The 22,071-nt window shown below is 57.6% G+C and carries 20 protein-coding genes; 14 read left to right on the top strand and 6 right to left on the bottom strand.

Going from position 1 to position 22,071, the window contains the following annotated elements:
* Positions 1–5: 5 nt before the first annotated feature.
* Both ROLI_RS21650 and ROLI_RS21645 read right to left on the bottom strand, forming a co-directional pair.
* Positions 6–1,421 (bottom strand): hypothetical protein, encoded by a 1,416-nt coding sequence (locus ROLI_RS21650; protein WP_187428507.1) that lies wholly within the window; start codon positions 1,419–1,421, stop codon positions 6–8.
* 70 nt (positions 1,422–1,491) lie between these two features.
* A complete protein-coding gene (locus ROLI_RS21645; protein WP_187428506.1) occupies positions 1,492–2,277 on the bottom strand; it encodes a uroporphyrinogen-III synthase in 786 nt (261 codons plus the stop codon).
* Between ROLI_RS21645 and tsaD the strand changes: the two genes are divergently transcribed.
* The 5 genes from tsaD to ROLI_RS21620 are packed head-to-tail and all read left to right on the top strand — an operon-like array spanning position 2,278 to position 5,460.
* Positions 2,278–3,375, top strand: a complete 1,098-nt coding sequence (gene tsaD, locus ROLI_RS21640; RefSeq protein WP_187428505.1) for a tRNA (adenosine(37)-N6)-threonylcarbamoyltransferase complex transferase subunit TsaD — start codon at positions 2,278–2,280, stop codon at positions 3,373–3,375. It abuts the gene before it with no gap.
* Positions 3,372–4,334 carry an NAD(P)H-dependent glycerol-3-phosphate dehydrogenase gene (locus ROLI_RS21635; protein ID WP_187428504.1) on the top strand — a complete coding sequence of 321 codons (963 nt, stop codon included), beginning with the start codon at positions 3,372–3,374 and terminating at the stop codon, positions 4,332–4,334. The genes tsaD and ROLI_RS21635 overlap by 4 nt, the downstream gene beginning before the upstream one ends.
* Positions 4,335–4,607, top strand: coding sequence for a YciI family protein (locus tag ROLI_RS21630; RefSeq protein ID WP_187428503.1), 273 nt, complete (start codon positions 4,335–4,337; stop codon positions 4,605–4,607).
* A complete protein-coding gene (locus ROLI_RS21625) occupies positions 4,607–5,032 on the top strand; it encodes an EVE domain-containing protein (RefSeq protein WP_187428502.1) in 426 nt (141 codons plus the stop codon). Before ROLI_RS21630 ends, ROLI_RS21625 begins: the two co-directional genes overlap by 1 nt.
* 32 nt (positions 5,033–5,064) lie before the next feature.
* Positions 5,065–5,460, top strand: a complete 396-nt coding sequence (locus ROLI_RS21620) for a DUF1761 domain-containing protein (RefSeq protein WP_187428501.1) — start codon at positions 5,065–5,067, stop codon at positions 5,458–5,460.
* 232 nt (positions 5,461–5,692) lie between these two features.
* Here ROLI_RS21620 and ROLI_RS21615 read toward each other — a convergent pair whose 3' ends face one another.
* Together ROLI_RS21615 and ahcY are read right to left on the bottom strand one after the other, a co-directional pair.
* Positions 5,693–6,034: a DUF2853 family protein gene (locus ROLI_RS21615; RefSeq protein WP_187428500.1), complete on the bottom strand. Its 342-nt coding sequence runs from the start codon at positions 6,032–6,034 to the stop codon at positions 5,693–5,695.
* 285 nt (positions 6,035–6,319) lie between these two features.
* Positions 6,320–7,708: an adenosylhomocysteinase gene (ahcY, locus tag ROLI_RS21610; protein WP_187428499.1), complete on the bottom strand. Its 1,389-nt coding sequence runs from the start codon at positions 7,706–7,708 to the stop codon at positions 6,320–6,322.
* A gap of 285 nt (positions 7,709–7,993) precedes the next feature.
* On the opposite strand from ahcY, the gene ROLI_RS21605 reads away from it, so the two are divergent.
* Positions 7,994–8,590 carry an HD domain-containing protein gene (locus tag ROLI_RS21605; RefSeq protein WP_187428498.1) on the top strand — a complete coding sequence of 199 codons (597 nt, stop codon included), beginning with the start codon at positions 7,994–7,996 and terminating at the stop codon, positions 8,588–8,590.
* Positions 8,587–9,072: a GNAT family N-acetyltransferase gene (locus ROLI_RS21600; protein ID WP_187428497.1), complete on the top strand. Its 486-nt coding sequence runs from the start codon at positions 8,587–8,589 to the stop codon at positions 9,070–9,072. The genes ROLI_RS21605 and ROLI_RS21600 overlap by 4 nt, the downstream gene beginning before the upstream one ends.
* 76 nt (positions 9,073–9,148) lie before the next feature.
* Here the strand turns inward: ROLI_RS21600 and ROLI_RS21595 are convergent, their stop codons facing one another.
* Both ROLI_RS21595 and ROLI_RS21590 read right to left on the bottom strand, forming a co-directional pair.
* Positions 9,149–9,703 (bottom strand): ActR/PrrA/RegA family redox response regulator transcription factor, encoded by a 555-nt coding sequence (locus ROLI_RS21595; protein ID WP_187428496.1) that lies wholly within the window; start codon positions 9,701–9,703, stop codon positions 9,149–9,151.
* Between the two features lie 89 nt (positions 9,704–9,792).
* Complete coding sequence (locus tag ROLI_RS21590; RefSeq protein ID WP_187428495.1) at positions 9,793–10,410, bottom strand: SCO family protein; 618 nt, start codon at positions 10,408–10,410, stop codon at positions 9,793–9,795.
* 95 nt (positions 10,411–10,505) lie between these two features.
* Here ROLI_RS21590 and regB point away from each other — a divergent pair, with 95 nt between their 5' ends.
* The 7 genes from regB (at position 10,506) to addA (ending at position 22,058) form a co-directional block, all read left to right on the top strand.
* Positions 10,506–11,894, top strand: a complete 1,389-nt coding sequence (regB, locus tag ROLI_RS21585; protein WP_187428494.1) for a sensor histidine kinase RegB — start codon at positions 10,506–10,508, stop codon at positions 11,892–11,894.
* An 83-nt stretch (positions 11,895–11,977) separates the two neighbouring features.
* Positions 11,978–13,522, top strand: coding sequence for a PAS-domain containing protein (locus tag ROLI_RS21580; protein ID WP_187428493.1), 1,545 nt, complete (start codon positions 11,978–11,980; stop codon positions 13,520–13,522).
* A 48-nt stretch (positions 13,523–13,570) separates the two neighbouring features.
* Complete coding sequence (tsaE, locus tag ROLI_RS21575) at positions 13,571–14,047, top strand: tRNA (adenosine(37)-N6)-threonylcarbamoyltransferase complex ATPase subunit type 1 TsaE (RefSeq protein WP_187428492.1); 477 nt, start codon at positions 13,571–13,573, stop codon at positions 14,045–14,047.
* A complete protein-coding gene (locus tag ROLI_RS21570; protein WP_187428491.1) occupies positions 14,044–15,063 on the top strand; it encodes an aminoglycoside phosphotransferase family protein in 1,020 nt (339 codons plus the stop codon). The genes tsaE and ROLI_RS21570 overlap by 4 nt, the downstream gene beginning before the upstream one ends.
* Positions 15,039–15,731, top strand: a complete 693-nt coding sequence (locus ROLI_RS21565) for a nucleotidyltransferase family protein (RefSeq protein WP_187428490.1) — start codon at positions 15,039–15,041, stop codon at positions 15,729–15,731. Before ROLI_RS21570 ends, ROLI_RS21565 begins: the two co-directional genes overlap by 25 nt.
* A complete protein-coding gene (gene addB / locus ROLI_RS21560) occupies positions 15,724–18,681 on the top strand; it encodes a double-strand break repair protein AddB (protein ID WP_187428556.1) in 2,958 nt (985 codons plus the stop codon). The genes ROLI_RS21565 and addB overlap by 8 nt, the downstream gene beginning before the upstream one ends.
* On the top strand, positions 18,678–22,058 hold the full coding sequence (addA, locus tag ROLI_RS21555) for a double-strand break repair helicase AddA (protein WP_187428489.1): 3,381 nt from the start codon (positions 18,678–18,680) through the stop codon (positions 22,056–22,058). Before addB ends, addA begins: the two co-directional genes overlap by 4 nt.
* Positions 22,059–22,071: the final 13 nt, after the last annotated feature.

The raw sequence follows: 22,071 nt of genomic DNA, 5'->3' as shown, positions 1-22,071 counted from the left end.
CTTTCTCAATTAACCGTCAGGCTATCTGACAGGGTCTGCGCGGCATCACGCGCAGCTTGCCGGGCAGCAGCGCCGTCAAACCAGCCCTGCATGGCCGCCTTGGCGCTCTGCGGCAATGCATCCAACTCGCCAAGTGCGCGGTCCAGATTACCCGAATTCACTGCGGCTTCGGCGCGCGACAGAATGGCATCAGGATCATCCCCTTCGCGCGGCGTCACAGAACGAACACTCAACTGGCGACGCAGGAAATTTCCTATTCCTGCAACTTCCAACTCCGGTACATCAGCGCGGGCGGCGGCCAGTCCCGCGCGCGCGGCCTGCGGGAAACTCTCGCGCAGCGCGGAAAGCGTCGGGACGCCTTCTGCCGCGGCAAGACGCAATGCCTCGGGCACATCAACCGGTGCGATCGCCTCCAAAGCGCTCAGCGCCGGCTCAAAACTGTCACCACTATCAACCGCCGTGACCACCCGCGTCAGCGCCGCCTGCGCCAGCACGCGCTCCGCTTCGGATTTGGCACGCTCTTCATCCGCGCTGATCCGCGCTTCCAGGTTCTCGATAGACGATTGCAACGCGGCAACCTCTTCGGAATTATCTGCGGGCTGCACCACCACAGTCTCCACCGTTTCCACAGGCCGCGATTCCATCTCGTCAATTCGTTGGTTCAAACCGGACAGCGTTTCATTGAGCGCTTCAATCTGGGCCATTGCTGCCTCCAATGCCTCATTGGAGGCAAGAGTGCTTTGATCCAATTCCGAGGCGGGGGCGTCTGGTGCAGGCGCATTCTCAAGCGCCTCAAGCCGCTCTGCAAGAGCCGATGTTTCGGCAACAACGGGAGCGATATCCACGGTTTCGCGTTGCATGGAAGCAGGCAGATACGCATCAAGCTGATCTCCGCGCCCCGCGATAAACCCAATCATCGCCGCGATCACACCACCAATGACAGCGGGCCAGATAGAGCCGCCTTGCTGGGCTGGAACCGGCGCGGGAGGATCCTGTGGAGCGCTCGTAGTTTCCGCCTCTCCCTTGTCCTGCTCGGTATATCTCTGGGCGTTGTCATCGTCATTCCGGGCGTCTTGTGCATTCAAGGGCGTATCAGGTGCCTCGTCCTCGCGCAGCGCGGCGTCACGATTGTCATCTGGCTCAATATCGTCGCGAGCCTCGCCCGGTTCAATCTGTTCCTGTGCTTTGGACTCTTCGGTCAATTCGGCGGCCTGATCTTCTGGCTCAACCGCTTCTTGTGATGCGGATTCCTTATCCGCCTCAGGGCTTATCACCTCATCCTGCAGGTTGCTTTTGTCAGTCACATCATCATCTGTCTGCGGAAGCTTGGGTTCAACCGGTGTTTCCGACCCATCAATGGGTGCCGTTTCAGAAGCCAGTTTTTCGGGCGCATCGCCCCATGGTTTCTTGTCTTTCGCCAATTCAATCACCCTTTTCGAATCTGCCCGGTAGGCCACCCTTTAACAACCTTACCCGTGCGCACTCCTCCTCTCAACCCAAGCTGACGCGGGTTATTAGTTTTTCAAGACCCGCCTGCATTGCTGGCGCACTTGGATTGGCGGCAATATCAACACTCGCACGTTTCAAGACCGCCAATGGATGCGCAACCGCAGCGCTCAAGGCCAGGAGCAGGGGCGATGCATTCTCCGGGCATTCACGTGCAAATTGAGCCGCCGTGCGCGGTGAAAAAAGAGGGACAACGACCGGGCCCGCCCCATCCAGAACGCGCTTGATCTCAGGGCTCAACGATAATGTCCTTTGATCATAAAGGGGTTCTCGCACCGCTTCGATGCCCGCGTCAGACAACCGCTGCACAACATCGCCTCTGGCGTGGATGCCTGACAAATGCCACAGACGGTGAGCCGGTCTTATGGCGATCAGTTCGGCAATCAAGGCATCGGCAGTTTGCCCAAGACATCGACTGCGCCATCCGTTTTGCCCGGCAGCTTTCGTCGTCGCCGCGCCGACACAATATGCCACCCTGCCCTGGCCGTCCGGCGCGAATCGCACCCCATTCGCAGAGGTAAAGATCACAGCGTCATGCTCCCCCACAAGCGGCGTCCCTTCAACAGAGACAATTTCGATCAACGGGTTATACATCACATGAAACCGCGACCGTAAATCCGGTGGCAAGGCCTGCACAAACGCTGCACCGGCACCTTCCGGACGGGTTATGATCAACGGGATGGGCGCGGCGACCATCGGATCCTCTCGGCATTGTTTGCGATCCCTTACGGTGTTACCCCCGAGATCAAACGCATGCAACGGGGTCGGCATTTGGCGCATTCTATCACGATTCTAGGCCTGGAGAGCAGTTGTGATGACACGGCCGCTGCGGTGTTGCGCCGTGATCCTGCGGGCAAAACTGAAATCCTCTCTTCCATCGTGCAGGGTCAATCGAGCCTGCACGCTCAATTTGGCGGCGTTGTTCCCGAGATCGCTGCGCGCGCGCATGCCGAGATCTTGGATCTCTGCGTCGAGCAGGCTCTAACAAGCGCAAATGTGGCTCTAAGCGACATAGACGCCATTGCCGTTACGGCCGGTCCGGGCTTGATCGGCGGGGTCGTTTCGGGCGTGATGTGTGCCAAAGGGCTGTCCATCGCCACCGGTGCGCCGCTCTATGGGATCAACCATCTCGCAGGCCACGCGCTCACGCCGCGCATGACAGATGATGTGAGCTACCCCTATCTGATGTTGCTGGTGTCTGGCGGGCATTGCCAGTTTCTCATCGTTCATGCACCGGACAGCTTCGAGCGGCTGGGCGGCACCATTGATGATGCGCCGGGCGAGGCTTTTGATAAGATTGCAAGGCTTGTCGGTCTGTCGCAACCGGGCGGGCCTTCCGTGGAGAAAACGGCACGCGACGGGGACGCCGACGTTTATCCCCTGCCCCGGCCACTTTTGGATCGACCGGGTTGCGATCTGTCTTTTTCCGGTTTGAAAACCGCTGTGTTGCGTATGCGAAACCATATTATCGAGCGGCATGGCGGGTTGCCGAGCCAAGCGCGCGCGGATCTATGTGCTGGCTTTCAAGCGGCTGTCGTCGATGTTCTGGCGGAAAAGACAAAGCGCGCGCTGCACTTATATTTAGAGACTAATCCTGCGCATCCCACGGCCTGCGTCGCGGGCGGTGTTGCCGCGAATACGGCAATACGAGCCCGGTTAGAGACTGTTTGTGATGTCTATGGCGCAAAGTTCATTGCCCCTCCGATCGCCCTGTGCACAGATAATGCAGCCATGATCGCCTTTGCCGCACTTGAACAAATGTCGAACCGCGCCCCGGACGATCTGACACTGTCAGCACGTCCCCGCTGGCCATTGGATCAAACCAGCCCTGCGATGCTCGGAAGCGGGAAGAAGGGAGCCAAAGCATGAATATCACCGTTGTTGGTGCAGGCGCGTTCGGCACGGCCTTGGCGATTTGCTTGTCCAAAATAACCGCTGTGACGCTTTGGGGTCGCAACGGCGAGCACGCCGCCGCCATGAGGCAAGACCGCGAGAACCGAGCGCGATTGCCAAATTGCGCCTTTCCGGACGCTTTGGAAATTTCCGCATCACTGCAAGAGGCCTGTGCCGGGGACATCGTACTGCTGGCTGTTCCAATGCAGCAATTGAAACACTTCATCGACCAAAATCAGGCGGTTTTGACGCAGAAAACCTTGGTCGCCTGTTGCAAGGGGATGGATCTGGAAAGCGAGCTGGGACCGCTGGATGTGATTTTGCGCGTTCTGCCAGACAGCCAAACTGCATTGCTGACCGGCCCAAGTTTTGCGCGTGACATCGCGAGCGGCCTGCCCACCGGATTGACACTGGCCTGCGCGGACGAGGCGATGGGACGTATTCTGCAACACCGCCTGTCCACACCCACGCTGCGCCTTTACCGAACGCAGGACACAGTCGGGGCGTCATTGGGCGGTGCGTTGAAAAACGTGATCGCGATTGCCTGCGGGGCCGCCATGGGCGCGGGCCTGGGGGAAAGCGCACGCGCCGCCGTAATGACACGTGGATTTGCCGAAATACAGCGGCTGGCCGTGGAAAAGGGTGCCCAACCCGGTACCCTTGCGGGGCTGTCTGGTTTTGGTGATCTGGTGCTGACCTGCACCTCGACGCAATCGCGCAATTACCGCTTGGGCGTGTCAATTGGTGAGGGTGTCGACTTTGATCCCACCACAACCGTCGAAGGGGCCGCCACAGCAAAAGCCGCGCATAAAATGGCACAAAAGGAGGGCCTCGACATGCCGATTACCGCGGCAGTTGCAGGTTTGGTCGAAAACCGCTTGGATGTGCAAGAGGCCATGCAACGCCTCCTGTCCCGCAGTCTGAAGGAAGAATAAATGCTCATTGCCCTGATCGCCCATGACAAACCCGGTGCTTTGCCGATCCGTCAGGAAAACCGTCCCGCCCATGTCGCCTATCTGAAATCCAGCGATGCCGTACAACAAGCCGGACCCTTGCTTGACGCGCAAGGCGAGATGGCCGGATCGCTGATCATTCTTGATGTCGAGGACATCGCGGACGCGCAGGCTTGGGTCGACGGGGACCCCTATGGCAAGGCGGGTCTGTTTGCCTCGGTGGAATTGATCCCCTGGAACCGGGTCATCGGGTGATGGCCTATTGGTTGTTCAAATCCGAACCCTCCGCCTGGAGTTGGGATGACCAGGTTGCAAAGGGCGACGCGGGCGAAGAATGGGACGGCGTGCGCAACTATCAGGCGCGCAATTTCATGCGTGAAATGGCAGTCGGTGATTCAGGTTTCTTTTATCATTCGCAAAAGGAACGCGCCATTGTCGGGATCGTTGAGGTTTGCGCAGAGGCGCATCCCGATAGCACCACCGATGATGCACGCTGGGAATGCGTGGATATCAAGGCGGTCGCGCCGGTGAAAACGCCTGTGACCCTGGAGGATATAAAGGCCGAAGAACGGCTGGCCGAGATGGTTTTGGTGCGTAATTCACGATTGTCCGTGCAGCCCGTTACACAAACCGAATGGCAGATTATTTGCCACATGGCCGGCGTTTCGAGCGACATCTGAAGCCCTGCCCCGATGCAATAAGGAGAAGCGTCATGGAATTCATAAGCGTCGCAATTGCCGGAGTAGCGGGCTTTGCCTTTGGTGCCATTTGGTACATGGTTTTGGCCCGCAAATGGATCGCAGCGTCAGGTGTGCCACAAGACAGCGCGGGCAATCCGGCGAACCGTTCCGACCCGATTCCCTATATCACCAGCCTGCTGAGTGCTATTTTGGTGGCGGGCATGATGCGGCATGTTTTTGAGTTAAGCGACATACAAACCGTCGGCAAAGGGCTGATTTCGGGTTTTGGCATCGGCTTGTTTCTGGTCAGCCCGTGGATCGCGACATTCTATAGCTTCAGCGGACGGCCAAGAAGCCTGCTCCTGATTGATGGGGGATACGCTACTTTGGGCTGCGCCGTGATCGGACTGGTTTTAACGCTTTTTTGATTGCGTTTCAGGATCATAAAAAGTCGAAGGGTCCCGACAAGATTGCCAGAACCCTTCTTCACCCCACATGCACCCACTGCACGAGATCGAAACTGGTCCTGGCCATGCTGGCCGGATGAGATATTGATACCTAAAGGGGATCAAAACCTCAAGCTTTCAATAGTTTAAAAGCCGTCTAAAAAGGAAACGCTTCTTTAAGAACAAGAAGCGTTTCGCATTTTTCACCGCAGTATCAGCCGTAAACCGCTTCCTTGCCGAAGTGTTTCGTCAGCATATAATAGACCACGGCGCGGTATTTATTGCGTTCGGATTTGCCATAGGTTTCGACAACCTTGTCAATTGCCGCCGTCAGCTCGGGACCATCAGACAATCCCAACTTTTTGATCAGGAAGTTGGTCTTGACGGTTTCGATCTCGCTGGCCTGACTGGCGGCCACGGTCGCCGCATCCACGTTATAAATCGCGGGGCCACATGCAATTGTGACCTTTGTCAGTAAATCCATATCCGGCGTCATGCCGCATTTATTTTTCAGATCATCTGCATATTGCGCGATCAAATCATCTCTTTTGCCCATGAAAAATCCCTATCATTCTATAAACAGGCCCATCGGAGCCCTGACACAAGCAGCCTAGCAATCAAAATACTTGCAACATAGGGGGAAATAAAAAACGAAATCTGCTTAGGCGGATTTGATCCAATCCGCAGGGCATATGATATGCCCCGACAGCATTCAGCCCATCCCCACGATACACGAAAAATGGCAACCGCTTTCGCGATTGCCACCTTCAAGATTATTGAGACAGACCCGAGATGCACGATGCGAAGCGAGATGAGTTTCGCAACACGCAGAGGCCGCAAATCAGTAGCGGTAATGCTCTGGCTTGAACGGACCCTCAGGGGCCACACCGATGTAGGCCGCCTGTTCCGCATCCAGTTTGCTCAGCTTCACGCCGATCCGATCGAGATGCAGACGCGCAACTTTTTCGTCCAGATGCTTGGGCAGAATATAGACCTCGTTCTTATATTCGTCGCCTTTCGTCCAAAGCTCGATCTGCGCCAGCACCTGATTGGTAAAAGAGGCGGACATCACAAAGGACGGATGGCCCGTCGCGTTACCAAGGTTCAGCAAACGACCCTCAGACAGCAAGATCAACCGGTGCCCGTTGGGCATTTCGATCATATCCACCTGTTCTTTGATGTTGGTCCATTTGTGGTTCTTGAGTGCTGCGACCTGGATTTCATTGTCAAAATGGCCAATGTTGCCGACGATCGCCATGTCCTTCATCTCGCGCATATGCTCGATGCGGATAACATCCTTATTGCCGGTCGTGGTGATGAAAATATCAGCCGTATCGACCACATCCTCAAGCAGCACAACTTCATAGCCATCCATCGCGGCTTGCAGCGCGCAGATTGGATCAACCTCGGTGACCTTCACACGCGCACCCGCCCCACTCAGCGACGCCGCCGAACCCTTGCCGACATCGCCATAGCCCATGACAACCGCGACCTTGCCCGCCATCATAGTGTCTGTTGCGCGTCGGATGCCATCAACCAGCGATTCCTTGCAGCCATATTTATTGTCGAACTTCGACTTGGTCACAGAATCGTTCACGTTGATCGCGGGGAAAGGCAGCTGGCCGTCACGTACCAATTCATATAGGCGATGAACACCGGTCGTTGTTTCTTCAGAAACACCAACAATCTGATCGCGCATTTTCGTGAACCAGCCGGGGCTGGCTTCAAGACGCTTTTTGATCTGGGCTTTGATAGCCACTTCTTCTTCGGAGCCCGGCACCGGGATAATTTCTTCGCCCGCCTCAGCGCGTGCGCCCAGCAGAATATAAAGGGTCGCATCGCCGCCGTCATCCAGGATCAGGTTCGGACCTTCGTCGAACATGAAGGATTTGTCCAGATAGTCCCAATGCTCTTCCAGGCTCTGGCCTTTGATCGCGAAAACGGGCGTGCCGCCTGCTGCGATGGCCGCCGCGGCATGATCCTGGGTGGAGAAAATGTTGCACGACGCCCAGCGCACATCCGCGCCCAGCACAACCAGTGTTTCAATCAGAACAGCCGTCTGGATGGTCATGTGCAAGGAGCCGACGATGCGCGATCCCTTGAGGGGCTTGCTGTCGCCATATTCCTCGCGCAAAGCCATCAGACCCGGCATTTCGGTTTCCGCAATATTGAGTTCTTTGCGTCCGTATTCAGCAAGTGCGATGTCTTTTACGATATAGTCGTTGGCCATGTTTTCCGGTTCCTATCCATGCAATTTGACGCGCAGATAGCACCGGGGGCTGCATGAGACAATCCTTGAGGTTGAATCGGTATGAATACCCCGTGAAGATTTGCCGTATGGCGGGCATCACGTCATGCAAGCTCTGATCGGGCATCCGTTTGGCGATTGGATGCTATCGGTTTAATGAAAGCCAATACACAAGCCGTTCGGGAGAGTTTTTATTGGTGGCGGTCCGGCGGCGGGTAGGCTTTACTTGGGCACGGTAAAACAGCACGAACATCAGGCTTTATAATCATGGCGACACATAAACGAGCCTGGCAACGTATGCTTTCGGGTCGAAGGTTGGATCTTTTGGATCCAACACCATTTGACATCGAAATCGAAGATATCGCACATGGCCTGGCATTTGTGGCGCGCTGGAACGGTCAAACACATGGCGAGTTTGCCTATTCGGTCGCCGAACATTCGCTTTTGGTCGAAACGCTTTTTGGACGGATCGCACCGAAAGCCCCGGCAAAATGGCGCTTGGCGGCGCTGCTGCATGATGCACCGGAATACGTTATTGGTGATATGATTTCACCTGTGAAAACCGCCGTGGGTGCAGGATACGGTGCACTGGACGACAGGCTTGCCGCCGCGGTTCACATCCGGTTTGGTCTCCCGGCTGTTGTCCCGCCGCAGATCAAACGGAAGATCAAAAAGGCCGATAAAATCAGCGCCTGGATGGAAGCGACGCAAATCGCGGGATTTTCAGAAAAAGAAGCCGATAAACTTTTTGGGGTGCCCGATGCTGCCGTTATGGAAAATCTGGCCATCGTGCTGCGCCCGCCGGTCAAAACACGCGGGGCCTTCACCGTACGGCACTATGATCTGTTGCGAGAGATGGGATGATCGTTGTGCGACCAGCAATGAGGTTGGATTGTGGATCCATGGCGCGCCTTCTGAATGATATCATTGCAAAGGGCGATACGACCGCGCTGACCCGACCGGTTATTGCACAAGACATCAATGATTGGATGGCCGAAACACCGGAGAAATCCGCCTGGCACGTCGCTGTCAATAACAAGGAAGAAGTGGTCGGCTTTCAGTGGATCGCACCGCATTGCAACCTCCCCCCTGAAGCCGTCGATATCGCGACCTTCGTGCAAATCGGGCAATCAGGTCTCGGGATTGGCTCGGCGCTTTTTGATAAAACGGTGAAAGCTGCCAAGAACCATGGCTATGTCTGGATCAATTCAACCATTCGAGCCGATAATGATGGCGGGTTGACGTATTATCAAAGCCGTGGATTTAGGGATTGGCATATCGACGAAGCTGTTATTTTGGACAGCGGTCAAGTCGTGGATAAAATCAGCAAACGTTATGACCTCTAGAGGGAATGGTGGCCTGAAAGCCCACCCTACGGCGCGATATGGTGACGTAAGGTGGGCTTTCAGGCCACCTTTGCTTTCACCGCGGTGAGCGTTTGGCCAGAATCCTCTGAAGCGTTCTGCGGTGCATGTTCAACCGCCTGGCCGTTTCGCTGACGTTGCGGTCACAAAGCTCAAAAACACGCTGGATATGCTCCCAGCGTACCCGGTCGGCGCTCATCGGATTATCCGGCGGCGGGGGCAGGTCGTCTCCCCGTGTGAGGAGCGCGTTCACGATATCGGCTGCATCGGCAGGTTTGGACAGGTAATCCGTCGCACCAATTTTCACTGCCGCAACTGCCGTTGCGATTGCGCCATAGCCTGTCAAAACAACGACCCGGACATCTGGGCGCTGTTCGCGAAGCACTTCCACAACATCAAGGCCATTGCCATCACCCAGCCTCAGATCGACGACCGCAAAAGCCGGTGGCCTTGAAACAGCGATCGCCCGGCCAGCCGCGACAGAGTCGGCCGTCTCCACGGAGAAGCCACGCTTTTCCATGGCCTTCGCGAGCCGGCGTAAAAACGGTTCATCATCATCCACCAGCAACAGGCTGGTATCTTCTCCGAGGTTCAGTTCAGTAGCATCCTGCATCAAATGTCTTTCCTGGCGCACGTTTTATACCTTTGTATATGTTGCCGTACCCCTGTTTCGTCAAATCAGATCGCGCAGAAAAAGCCCCATCAGGCATTCTGTGCAAAACAAGACACCGTCTCTACCATCTGATCGACGGATGTTTCGCGGCGGAAAAACTCAACAAACCCGTGCTCGGGAAGGACCAGATAACTAAACGTCGAATGGTCCACGAGATAATACGCGTCGTCCCCATCCTGCGCCTTGTAATAGGTGCGATAGGCCTGGCTGGCGGCCTTTACCTGCTCGGGCGATCCGGTCAGACCAATCATGCGTTCATGCAGATTAGCGGCAAAGTCACCGACGACTTCCGGCGTGTCCCGCTTGGGGTCCACTGAGATAAACACCGGCGTTACCGAGATGTTATTCTCTGCCAGCACATCGACGGCGACTGCATTGCGCGCGGCATCAATGGGGCAGACATCCGGACAAAATGTATACCCGAAATAGACAATGCTGGGTTCGGTAATGACGTCCTTATCTGTTACCGTCTCACCCTGCGCGTTCACCAACTCAAAAGGTCCGCCAATGGCACCGGCACCGCCTGCGACCTGGCTGGCCCGGCATTGCGCAAATTGGTCGTTCGCCTGTGACCCTTGCGTTGCAAACCAGACACCCCCCAGGAGTCCAACAATCGCAAAGGCAGAAATCGGGGCAATATAGCGCATGTTTTCGCGTCTCCTGAACTGCGTTAGAGTAATCATATCAAATTGCAGTCCTAACGTCCTGCGACATCTGTGCAACTCAATTAGCGGTGAGATCAATGCCCCAATCAGACGTCAGACCCCTGAGCGGAGATATCCGCGCAAGCTGGATACGGCTGCGTACCATGATCTTGCTGCGCTGGTTCGCCGTTGGGGGGCAACTCACCGCCATCGGGGTCGCGCATTATTGGTACGGTTTACAGCTCGAAATCGGCCTGTGCTTCTTTGTCGTGGGGACATCGATCATCGCCAATCTGGTCGCGATTTTCATCTTTCCCGAAAACAAGCGCCTGAACGAAGTTGAAAACATGTTGATGGTTCTGTTTGACCTTCTCCAACTGAGCGTTCTGCTTTTCCTGACCGGCGGGCTTCACAACCCATTTGCGCTTTTGCTGCTCGGGCCGGTGACAATTTCCGCGGCCGTTCTGACACTCAGGTCGACCGTCCTGCTCGGCAGCACAGCGATCATCATTGTGACCGTTCTGTCTCAATTCTACCTGCCACTGCGCACCGCGACCGGATCGGTTCTCGAATTTCCACAGCTTTTCGTGTTCGGGAATTGGATTGCACTCATTATCGCGATTGTTTTCATCAGCGCCTATTCGGTGCGCGTCACCTCCGAAATCCATTCGATGTCGGACGCCTTGGCCGCCACGCAAATGGCACTGGCACGCGAGCAGAAACTCACCGATCTAGGCGGCGTGGTTGCGGCAGCCGCGCATGAACTCGGCACACCGCTGGCCACAATCAAGCTGGCTAGTGGAGAGCTTTATGATGAGCTGTCAAACCACCCCGAACTGCGCCAGGACGCGGCCTTGATCCGTGAACAGGCGGATCGGTGTCGCGATATTCTGCGCGATATGGGGCGCGCAGGTAAGGATGATCTTCTTCTCCATCGTGCGCCATTGATGGCAATTGTCGAAGAAGCGGCACAACCCCACATGGACCGCGGAAAAATGGTCCGGTTCCAGCACTTGAATGAGCCGATGTCACAGCCCGTTATTCTCCGAAAATCAGAGATCATTCATGGCCTGCGAAACCTGATCCAGAACGCCGTCGATTTTGCGGAGACGCAAGTCTGGATCGAAGCCAGTTGGGATGACACGGACATATCGCTGCGCATCATGGATGACGGGCGCGGGTTTCCGCCCCATCTGATCGGACGGATCGGTGATCCTTTTGTGCGCAGGAGACGGTCCGGAATGCAAAATGGTCTACGCCCGGAATATGAAGGCATGGGTCTGGGTTTGTTCATTGCCAAAACGCTCCTGGAACGTTCCGGTGCGGAGTTACAATTCGCAAATGGGCGCGATCCCTTGAGCGGGAACGATAATCAGCAGGGCCAACTCGGTGCGGTTGTCAAAGTAACGTGGCCGCGACACAGAATCGAGGAAGATTCCAAGGCAACCACGTCTGGATTGGGAGAAAATCGCCCGATTAGCTCTTGATCAATGGCAAAATTAACTCCGAATTAACCAAGCTGAGTGAAAAATTAATTTGGTTTTTGGTCAGGATGGGGATTCTGTAACACATGCCTTTTTGGGATATTGCTGCCATCATCGGCACCGCTACGCTGAGCGTGCTGGCGGGGTTGTTTTGGGTGCGAAAAACCACTGGGCAATCGGGCGGCGCATCCCATTTGGGGCAGGCGGCACAAAACGAGAATGGGGTGTCTCTCCTGTTTGATCATGAAGACCTGCATCATGCGTCTGAGGCCGCACAACATCAATATAACGTGACCCCAGGGCAGGATGATTGGCATTCATGGCGCGAGCGGATGCTGAAACGCTTCCCCAAGCTGCCGGAACACCCGCCAACGGACCAATCCGGTTCGGTTTCAATCGAGGCGCGCCATGCCGAAGACGTCGCCACACTGAGGCTGACCTGTCGGGGAAGGTTCATCCAGGTTCATATGGATGATGATCGCAAGGTGAGCACGGCCCAATCCGAGAAGATGCTCAAGGTCCACCGCGAACTTGCCGATCTGCGCCGCGCCAGCGACACCACGCCGCATGCCGTTTGGCAGGTCAATGCGGAAGGAAAGGTAACATGGTTCAACGGCGCCTATGAAGACCTTTACGACAGGTTGCACAGAACCATGCCAAAGCCGGAAAAACCCGTCTTCGAGGTGAAGCCGTTCGGGACTGCAAAAACCGGACGACAACGGCTGTCGACCCTGACCAAAGAGGGCGGACGAAAAGACTGGTATGATGTGACCGCCGTCACCGTCTCCGACATCACCATATTCCACGCGGTTGACGTAAACGCCGTGGTGAAATCCGAAGCCGCCCAGCGCAATTTTGTCCAGACCCTGGCAAAGACATTCGCACAGCTCTCCATCGGTTTGGCGATTTTTGACCGCAACGGACAATTGGTCCTGTTCAATCCGGCCCTGATCGACCTTACCGACTTGCCGGCTGAATTCCTGAGCGGGCGGCCGACGCTGTTGTCTTTCTTTGACCGGATGCGCGAAAATCGCCGCATGCCGGAACCCAAAAACTATCACTCCTGGCGCCAGGAAATCGCCGAGGTCATCGCCGCGGCGACCGATGGGCGGTATCAGGAAACATGGACGCTGGAAAGCGGGCAGACCTACCGTGTGCGCGGGCGTCCGCACCCGGACGGTGCCATTGCGTTTTTGATCGAGGACATCAGCGCCGAAGTCTCCCTGACGCGGAATTTCCGGGCGGAGCTGGAGCTTGGTCAATCCCTGATGGACACCTTCGAGGAGGGTCTGGTGGTTTTTTCCTCAACCGGCGTGCTGACCTTCTGCAATTTGGCATATCGTGAACTTTGGGGTCTGGACCCGGATAATTCTTTTACCGACATCACCATTCTGGATTCCGTGGATGAATGGAAACGCCAATGCAAACCCGGCGCACGCTGGGCGGCGCTCACCGATTTCGTACGCAACATAAGTGATCGAACCTCCTGGGACATGCCCGCCACGCTGAACAATGGCGCGCCCCTGACCTGCACGGTATCGCGTATCGCCTCCGGTGCGACGGTCATTCGGTTTATCCAGACCGAAAAAACCGCGGCCAAGCAGCTACATCTGGGGGCGCGGGCTTCCTGATCCCTGTTATGGCTTGCAGCCGCGACTGCGCAGGGTAAGCATGGGTCTATGCCCGAACGTACTCTTTCACTGATCCTGACGTCCAGCGATGCAACCGCACAGGCTGCCGCACGCCTTGCGCCGATGTTGCGTCCGGGAGATATCGTGCTGCTCGAAGGCAACGTCGGCGCAGGCAAGACACATTTCGCGCGCGCCGCCATTCAATCGCTGTTGCGGGTGCCCGAAGACGTGCCGTCTCCGACATTTACGCTGGTACAGACCTATCAGACCCGGCTTGGGCCAGTCTGGCACGCCGACCTCTACCGGATCGGCGCGGTGGAGGAGATTGAGGAGCTTGGCCTGCTGGAGGCCTTTGACACCGCCATCTGTTTCCTGGAATGGCCCGACAGGTTGGGCCCCTTGCGACCGCAGGGGGCATTGACCCTTCATCTTGCGGATGGGGGTGATGAGGACGCCCGACGGCTCACAGCGCAGTGGGAAGATGCCCGCTGGGACAAAAGACTGCAAGGTTGGACACAATCATGAGCCGAAACAACGACCTGATGAATTTTATCCAGCAGATCGGATGGGGCGCTGCCAAAATCGCCCCCTTGGCCGGTGACGCCTCCAACAGGCGGTATCATCGCCTGCACCATCCTGATGGGCGGGTTGCGGTCTTGATGGACGCGCCCCCGGACAAGGGTGAAAATATCGCGCCATTCGTCGATATTGCCACATATCTCACCGGTACAGGATTGAGTGCCCCGGAGATTTTCGCAGCCAATACAGAGCGGGGGTTCCTGCTGATCGAAGATCTGGGGGATGACCTTTTTGCGCGGTTGATCCTCGTGGAACCCGCTTTGGAACTGCCGCTTTATCAATGCGCGGTGGATGTTCTCTCGCACCTGCACCGCCAAGCGATGCCAGAACTTGAACCCTATGACGCGCGCGTAATGACCCCGCTCGCGACGCGGGCGTTTGACTGGTATCAATTCGGGGCTGAGGGTGCTGTTGATCTAAGCGCGCGGTCGCGTTTTCTGCGGGATTTTCACGCTCTGCTCGCGCCGCTGGATACCCAACCAAAGGTGTTGATTCAGCGGGATTACCACGCCGAAAACCTGTTGTGGATACCGGAACGGGACGGCGTCGCGCGTGTTGGGCTGCTTGACTTTCAGGACGCAATGGCCGGCCACCCCGCCTATGATCTGGTCTCGATGCTGCAAGATGCCCGCCGCGATGTGCCACGCGCCGTAGAGCAAGCCATGATTGATCGGTTTCTGGAACAAAATCCACAAGACGCGATACAATTTAAGACCGCCTATGCCCTGCTGGGCGCTCAGCGCAACCTGAGAATACTTGGCGGATTCTCGCGGCTTTGCCTCAAGGCAGGCAAGGCACAATACATTGACCTTATCCCGCGGGTCTGGGCGCATATTCAGACCAATCTGCAACACCCGGTACTGCGTGGGATAGCCGATCTTATCAGAGAAACACTGCCGCCCCCCTCCCAAACCGTTCTGGACGAATTGAGGTTGAAATGCGCGACATACCCCAATCGTTGATGCTCTTTGCCGCAGGCTTCGGGGCGCGCATGCGCCCTCTGACCAATGACATCCCCAAACCCATGGTGCGCGTCGCGGGCAGGCCGTTGATTGATTATGCCCTCGATCAAACCAACGGCGTCGAGATCGACCGGATTGTCGCAAATATGCACTATAAACCCGCGCCGCTGGAAACGCATCTTGCAGGGACCGGGGTCCAGACCGTTTTGGAAACACCGGAGATTCTGGATACCGGCGGCGGTCTGCGAAATGCCCTCCCGCTTTTGGGTCCGGGTCCGGTCTTCACCCTGAACACCGATGCCGTTTGGCTCGGACCCAGCCCGCTGGCATGGCTGCGGGACGCGTGGCGGCCCAACGATATGGACGCCTTGCTGATGTGTATTCCGGTGGCGCAGACGCATGGCTATGCCGGACAGGGTGATTTTCAAATTGGCCCGAACGGCCATCTGACACGCGGTCAGGGGCAGGTCTATGGCGGCGCGCAGATCATCAAAACAGAGCGCCTTGCCGAAATCGGCGAAACGAAGTTCTCGCTGAATGTTCTATGGGACCTGATGCATGCGGAAAATCGCCTCTTCGGGCTGAGTTATCCCGGAGATTGGTGTGACGTCGGCCATCCTGCTGGCGTTGAAACCGCACAAAACCAATTGGCCCGCCGCGATGTTTGACAGCACCGCGCACCCCCGGATTTTTGGCGTGGCGCCGGGCGTCGATTTTCCGCGTGCGCTTGTAGGCGGGTTGGTGGCCCGGTTGAAAGGACAGCCCCCAGAGGCCATGGCACGCGTGCAATTGATCGTGAACACGCGCCGTATGCAACGCAGATTGCGCAGCCTTTTTGAAGAAGGCCCCCCCTGCCTGTTGCCCCAAATCCGGCTGCTGACCGATCTCGATGTGCTGGATCCCGCCATAACCCTGCCCCCGGCGGTGCCCCCTCTGCGCCGCCGGTTGGAATTGATCGCGTTGGTGTCCCAACTCCTGACGCAACAAAAAGACCTCGCGCCCCGCTCATCGCTGTATGATCTGACCGACAGCCTCGCCGCGCTTATGGATGAAATGCAGGGCGAAGGCATCAGTGCAGAGGTCATCGCAAATCTGGACGTGACCGATCAATCCGGCCATTGGCAACGCGCGCTGCGGTTCATCCAGATTGCGCAGGCCTATCTTGATGAGGCCACGACCCTGCCCGACAGCGAGGCGCGCCAACGTCTGCTGGTTACGGCGCTGGCGGCGAAATGGGCGATTACACCGCCGAAAAACCCGGTGATCATCGCCGGGTCAACCGGATCACGCGGCACCACGATGCTGCTGATGAAGGCCGTCGCAGCTTTGCCGCAGGGCGCGCTGGTGCTGCCGGGTTTCGATTTTGAAATGCCCGCCGCGATATGGTCCGAGCTCAAAGACCCGCTTTTATCCGAAGACCATCCGCAATTCCGGTTCTACAAACTGCTCTCGGAAATCAATGCCGCGCGCGGCGATGTGACAGAATGGCATGACAGCCCGCCCCCGTCAGCCGCCCGCAATGCGCTTGTCTCGCTGTCGCTGCGCCCTGCCCCCGTGACGGACGCCTGGCTCACCGAAGGCGCAGAGCTACGCAACATCGCTCAGGCCACCGCGGATGTCACAGTGCTGGATGCGCCCAGCTCGCGCGCGGAGGCGCTTGCTATTGCGCTGCGACTGCGCCGGGCGGCGGAGACCGGCGAAACCGCCGCCCTCATCACCCCCGACCGTATTTTGACCCGGCAGGTGACGGCAGCACTTGATCAATGGGGAATCCTGCCAGACGATTCCGCGGGAACGCCGCTACATCTGTCGCCGCCGGGTCGGTTTCTGCGGCATGTGGCCGGGCTATTCGTGCGACGTCTGGACGCCGAGGCTTTGCTCACGCTGCTCAAACACCCGCTGTCCCACAGCGGCACGGAGCGCGGCCCGCATGTCCTGAACACACAACGTCTCGAATTGCGCATCCGCGACAAGGGCCTGCCATACCCCGATCCGGAAGGCATTATCGAGCTGTTGCAAAACGCCGTAGCCCATCCCGAGGAACAGGCGAAAATCGACCTCTGGGCGCATTGGATCGGCGATACCCTTTGCAAGTGTTTCACTGATCAGATGCGACCACTTGCACAATGGGTCGACATGCATACCGCCCTTGCGGAAACAATCTCAGCGGGCACGGATGGCACGGACCCCGGAGAGCTTTGGCAAAAGAAGGCCGGGCAAAAAGCCGAAGCCGTGATGCGCGGGCTCAAAGAGCAGGCCGCTTTCGGCACGCAGATGACGGCGACCGATTACAGCGATCTGGTCGGCGCGCTGCTGTCGGGAGAGGAAATCCGCGACCGCGACGCACCCCATCCCAACATCATGATCTGGGGGACGCTGGAGGCGCGGGTGCAGGGCGCGGATCTGGTCATCCTCGCCGGTCTCAACGATGGCACCTGGCCCGAAGCGCCCAAGCCTGATCCCTGGCTGAACCGCACGCTTCGGCACAAGGCCGGGTTGTTGCTTCCCGAACGGCGCATCGGACTGTCGGCGCATGATTACCAACAAGCGGTTGGCGCAAAGGAAGTCTGGCTGACGCGTGCGATCCGTTCTGATGATGCCGAAACCGTGGCTTCGCGGTGGGTGAATCGGCTGCGCAACCTGCTGGCCGGTTTACGGGATCAGGGGGGACCGGAGGCCCTGGATGCCATGCTGGCGCGCGGTGATCTGTGGCTGGCCAAGGTGCGCGCCTTTGAGGAGGTCACGCGCGTTGACTCCGCCAAACGCCCCTCGCCGCGCCCCCCTGTTGCTACGCGCCCACGCCAGCTTTCCGTCACCGAAATCAAGCGTCTGATCCGCGATCCTTACGCCATTTACGCGCGCCATGTGTTGAAACTGAACCGGCTTGGCCCGCTGGTCCAAAGCCCGGATGCCTTGATGCGGGGCACCGTGGCGCATGACATCATGGAGCGTTTCATCAAGGATACGGTGGCCGACCCGGTCTTGCTCAACCCGCAACATCTCAGACAGGTCGCCGCAGCCGTGATGGCGGATCAGGTTCCCTGGCCCGCCGCCCGCGCCATGTGGTTGGCCCGAATCGATAAGATCGCGCAGTGGTTTGTGGACCGCGAAACCGAACGGCGCGGCTATTCCGCGCCGCGCGCCTTTGAGGAGGAGGCGAAGGGCAAACTCGTCTGGCCTGACATCGGTTTTACGCTGACCGCAAGGGCCGACCGGATTGATCAGACCGATGTGGGTGATGCGCTGCTCTATGACTATAAAACCGGGAAACCGCCCACCGCGAAACAACAAGGTACATTTGACAAACAACTCCTGATCGAGGCCGCGATGATCGAGGAGGGCGCGTTCGAAACCTTGGGCGTGCGCCCCGTTGCGATGGCCATTTTCATCGGTTTAGGCTCGACTCCTATGGAGGTCATGGCGCCTCTGGATGATGAACCGCCGCGCGAGGTTCTGGCCAATCTGCGCAAGCTGATCGATAGCTACCTTTCACCGGGGCAGGGGTTTACGGCGCGCCGGATGATGCAGGAAGACAAGATCGCGGGCGATTATGACCTGCTGGCGCGTTTCGGGGAATGGGACGCCACGGATGATCCGGTGCCGGAGGATTTGACATGAGCCCGCGTGATGACGCCACAGAGGCGCAGGTGCGCGCGGCGCGCCCCGATGCCTCCACCTGGCTGGCCGCAAATGCCGGATCGGGCAAGACACGGGTCCTGACCGACCGGGTCGCGCGTTTGCTGCTGGATGGGGTGCAACCGCAACATATCCTCTGCCTGACCTACACCAAGGCCGCCGCCTCGGAGATGCAGAACCGGTTGTTCAAGCGGCTCGGCGCCTGGGCGATGCTTCCCTCAGATGACCTGACCGCATCGCTGCGCGAGTTGGGGGTCGAAGGCCCCATCGGGGAGCACCGCCTGCGCGATGCCCGCACGCTGTTCGCCCGTGCGATCGAAACGCCCGGCGGGTTGAAAATCCAGACGATCCATTCGTTTTGTGCGTCTCTATTAAGGCGCTTTCCGCTTGAAGCGCAGGTTAGCCCGCAGTTTACGGAAATCGAAGACCGCGCCGCCGATCTGCTGCGCGCAGAAATCGTGGACCTGATGGCCGACGGCCCGGATGCCGCGTTGATCGACGCCATCGCGCGCCATTACACCGGCGAGGATTTCAGCAAGCTGACCCGCGCCGTGATCGGGCACCGCGATCTTCTCAGAACGCCCATGGGGTGGGGCGATATTCTTAAGGTTTTTGATCAGCCAGCAGATCTTTCGCGCGATGGTATCAGTGCCTCAGTGTTTCTGGGCGGCGAAGCGGTGCTTATCGCCGACATCCTCCCGGCGTTGCAAAACAAGGGCGGTTTGGACACGAAGGCCGCGGAAAAACTCGCCCGAATTGGCGATTTAGGGTATGATTCGCTTGCAGCACTTGAGGGTGTTTTCCTCTTTGGGGCGACGGCCAAATCGCCCTTTGGTGCGAAAATCGGCAGTTTCCCGACAAAACCAACGCAAGCGGTCCTGAGCGAACATATGCAAAGGCTCGATGATTTCATGGGCCGGGTGGAAGCGGCCCGCGAACCACGTTTGTCATTGATTGCCGCGGAAAAAACACAAGCGCTTCAGGGTTTCGCCGCCCAATTCATCCGCCGTTACGAAGGTCAAAAGCTGCTGCGCGGATGGCTCGATTTTGACGATCTGATCTTCAAGGCGCGCGATCTTCTGAACGATCCCGCCGTGGCCGCCTGGGTGTTGTTCCGGATCGACGGCGGCATTGACCATATTCTGGTGGACGAAGCACAAGACACCAGCCCCGCGCAATGGGACGTCATTCGCAAGCTGGCCGCAGAATTTTCCAGCGGTAAAGGCGCGCGTGATGAAGCGCGAACCCTGTTTGTCGTGGGTGACAAGAAGCAATCTATCTATTCGTTTCAGGGCGCGGACCCAAAAGAATTTGACAGGATGGAGGCGGAATTCAGATCGAAACTGCAAGCTGGCGAACGCGATTTTCAGAGCCTGACATTAGGATATTCGTTCCGATCCTCCGAAGCGGTGCTTGATGTGGTCGATGCCGCCTTTGCGGATCAGGAAGCAGCCGGGTTCAGCCAGGACGCCAAACACATCGCCTTCAAACAAAACCTGCCGGGGCGCGTGGACATCTGGCCATTGGTCGAAAAACAACAAGACGCCGATGACCGGGTCTGGCATGAGCCGCTGGATCGCCGCTCGGAACATCACCACACGGTCATTCTGGCGCAGCAGATCGCAGGCCAGATCAAGCAGATGATCAATGACGGGCAAACCATCCCTGTCGATATGCCCGAGGGCGGTCTTGCAAAACGGCGCGTGACCGCGGGCGATTTTCTGATCCTTGTGCAGCGGCGTTCCGATCTATTCGCCGAAATCATCCGGGCTTGCAAAACCCACGACCTGCCGATTGCCGGGGCCGACAGGCTCAAGGTGGGCGGGGAACTGGCGGTGCGCGATCTGGCCGCGCTCTTGTCCTTTCTGGCCGTGGCGGAGGACAGCCTGTCTCTGGCCACCGCACTCAGATCGCCGCTCTTTGGTTGGTCCGAACAGGATCTTTTTACCCTCGCGCAGGGGCGTGACGAAAAATACCTCTGGCAGACTCTGCGCAACCGGGCGGAGCAGTATCCCAAAACCCTTGCCGTGCTGAACGATCTGCGCGCCAATGTGGATTTCCTGCGTCCCTATGACCTGATCGAACGCATTCTGACCCGGCATAAGGGACGCCGCAATCTGCTCTCCCGGCTCGGTAATGAGGCGGAGGACGGCATCAACGCGCTGCTCTCTCAGGCGCTCGCCTATGAGCGCAACGCGGTCCCCAGCCTCACCGGTTTTCTGGTCTGGATGGAGACCGATGATCTCGAAATCAAACGCCAGATCGACAGCGCTTCGGATCAGATCAGGGTCATGACGGTGCATGGGGCCAAGGGGTTGGAAGCTCCTATCGTGATCCTGCCCGATACTGGCAAACGCAACATCCAGATCAAGGATGACATCGTGAAAATGCGCGGTCATGCCGTATGGAAAACGAGCACCAGTGATATGCCCCGCGTGATGTCAGACACGCTTGATGGTTTGAAAGAGACGCAGTTCGAAGAACGCCTGCGGCTCCTTTATGTGGCTCTAACACGGGCTGAAAAGTGGCTGATCATCGCGGCGGCGGGTGAGTTGTCCAAACAAAACGACAGCTGGTATCAGATCGTCGATGGCGCACTTGACCAGATGGACGCGCGCGACGTTACCTTTCAGGGACTGGCAATCAAACGACACACCCATGCGCATTGGGATGACCTGCCCGAGGCGGACATACCTGTGGAAGCGGCCAAAACAGTCGTTTTAGAAGATCTGTTTCACCGGCCACCACCCTCCCCGCCGGTGATATTGGAAACGCTTTCGCCCTCCGATCTTGGCGGTGCTAAGGCATTGCCCGGCGAACAAGGCAGAGATGAAGAGGCGGCCAAAGCATATGGCACGCTGGTGCATAAATACCTCGAACATCTCAGCGTCGCCGCCTCGCAAAACTGGCCAGCCACGCTGGCGTCCCTACGCAGTGCTGATCCAAACAATTCCGATCATGATGAGGCAGCAAAAGAGGCGCGTTTCGTATTGCAATCCGCAGAGCTTGCCAACGTTTTTAGCGATAACTCACTCGCTGAGGTGGCCGTTACGGCGCAGATTGGCCACCGCAGATTGGCCGGAATCATTGATCGCCTGATCATCACCGATACCAAAATTCTGGCGGTGGATTTCAAAACCAACCAAACCGTCCCTGCACAAGCCAAAAACTGCCCAGAGGGTATTTTGCGCCAGATGGGGGCCTATGCCCATGCGCTCGCACAGATTTATCCGCATCATAAAATCCGGACTGCGGTGCTGTGGACCAAAACGGCGATGCTCATGCATTTGCCGCACGAAATCGTGACGCAAGCGTTGCAAAGCACGCAGCATCTTGACGTTCCCAAACCGCGTCCATAGGTACAATGCCTTA

It is taken from the genome of Roseobacter fucihabitans, from assembly GCF_014337925.2.
GTDB lineage: Bacteria > Pseudomonadota > Alphaproteobacteria > Rhodobacterales > Rhodobacteraceae > Roseobacter > Roseobacter fucihabitans.
The sequence above is the reverse complement of the archived record's forward strand: the minus strand, read 5'-3'. Positions and strand labels throughout refer to the sequence as shown.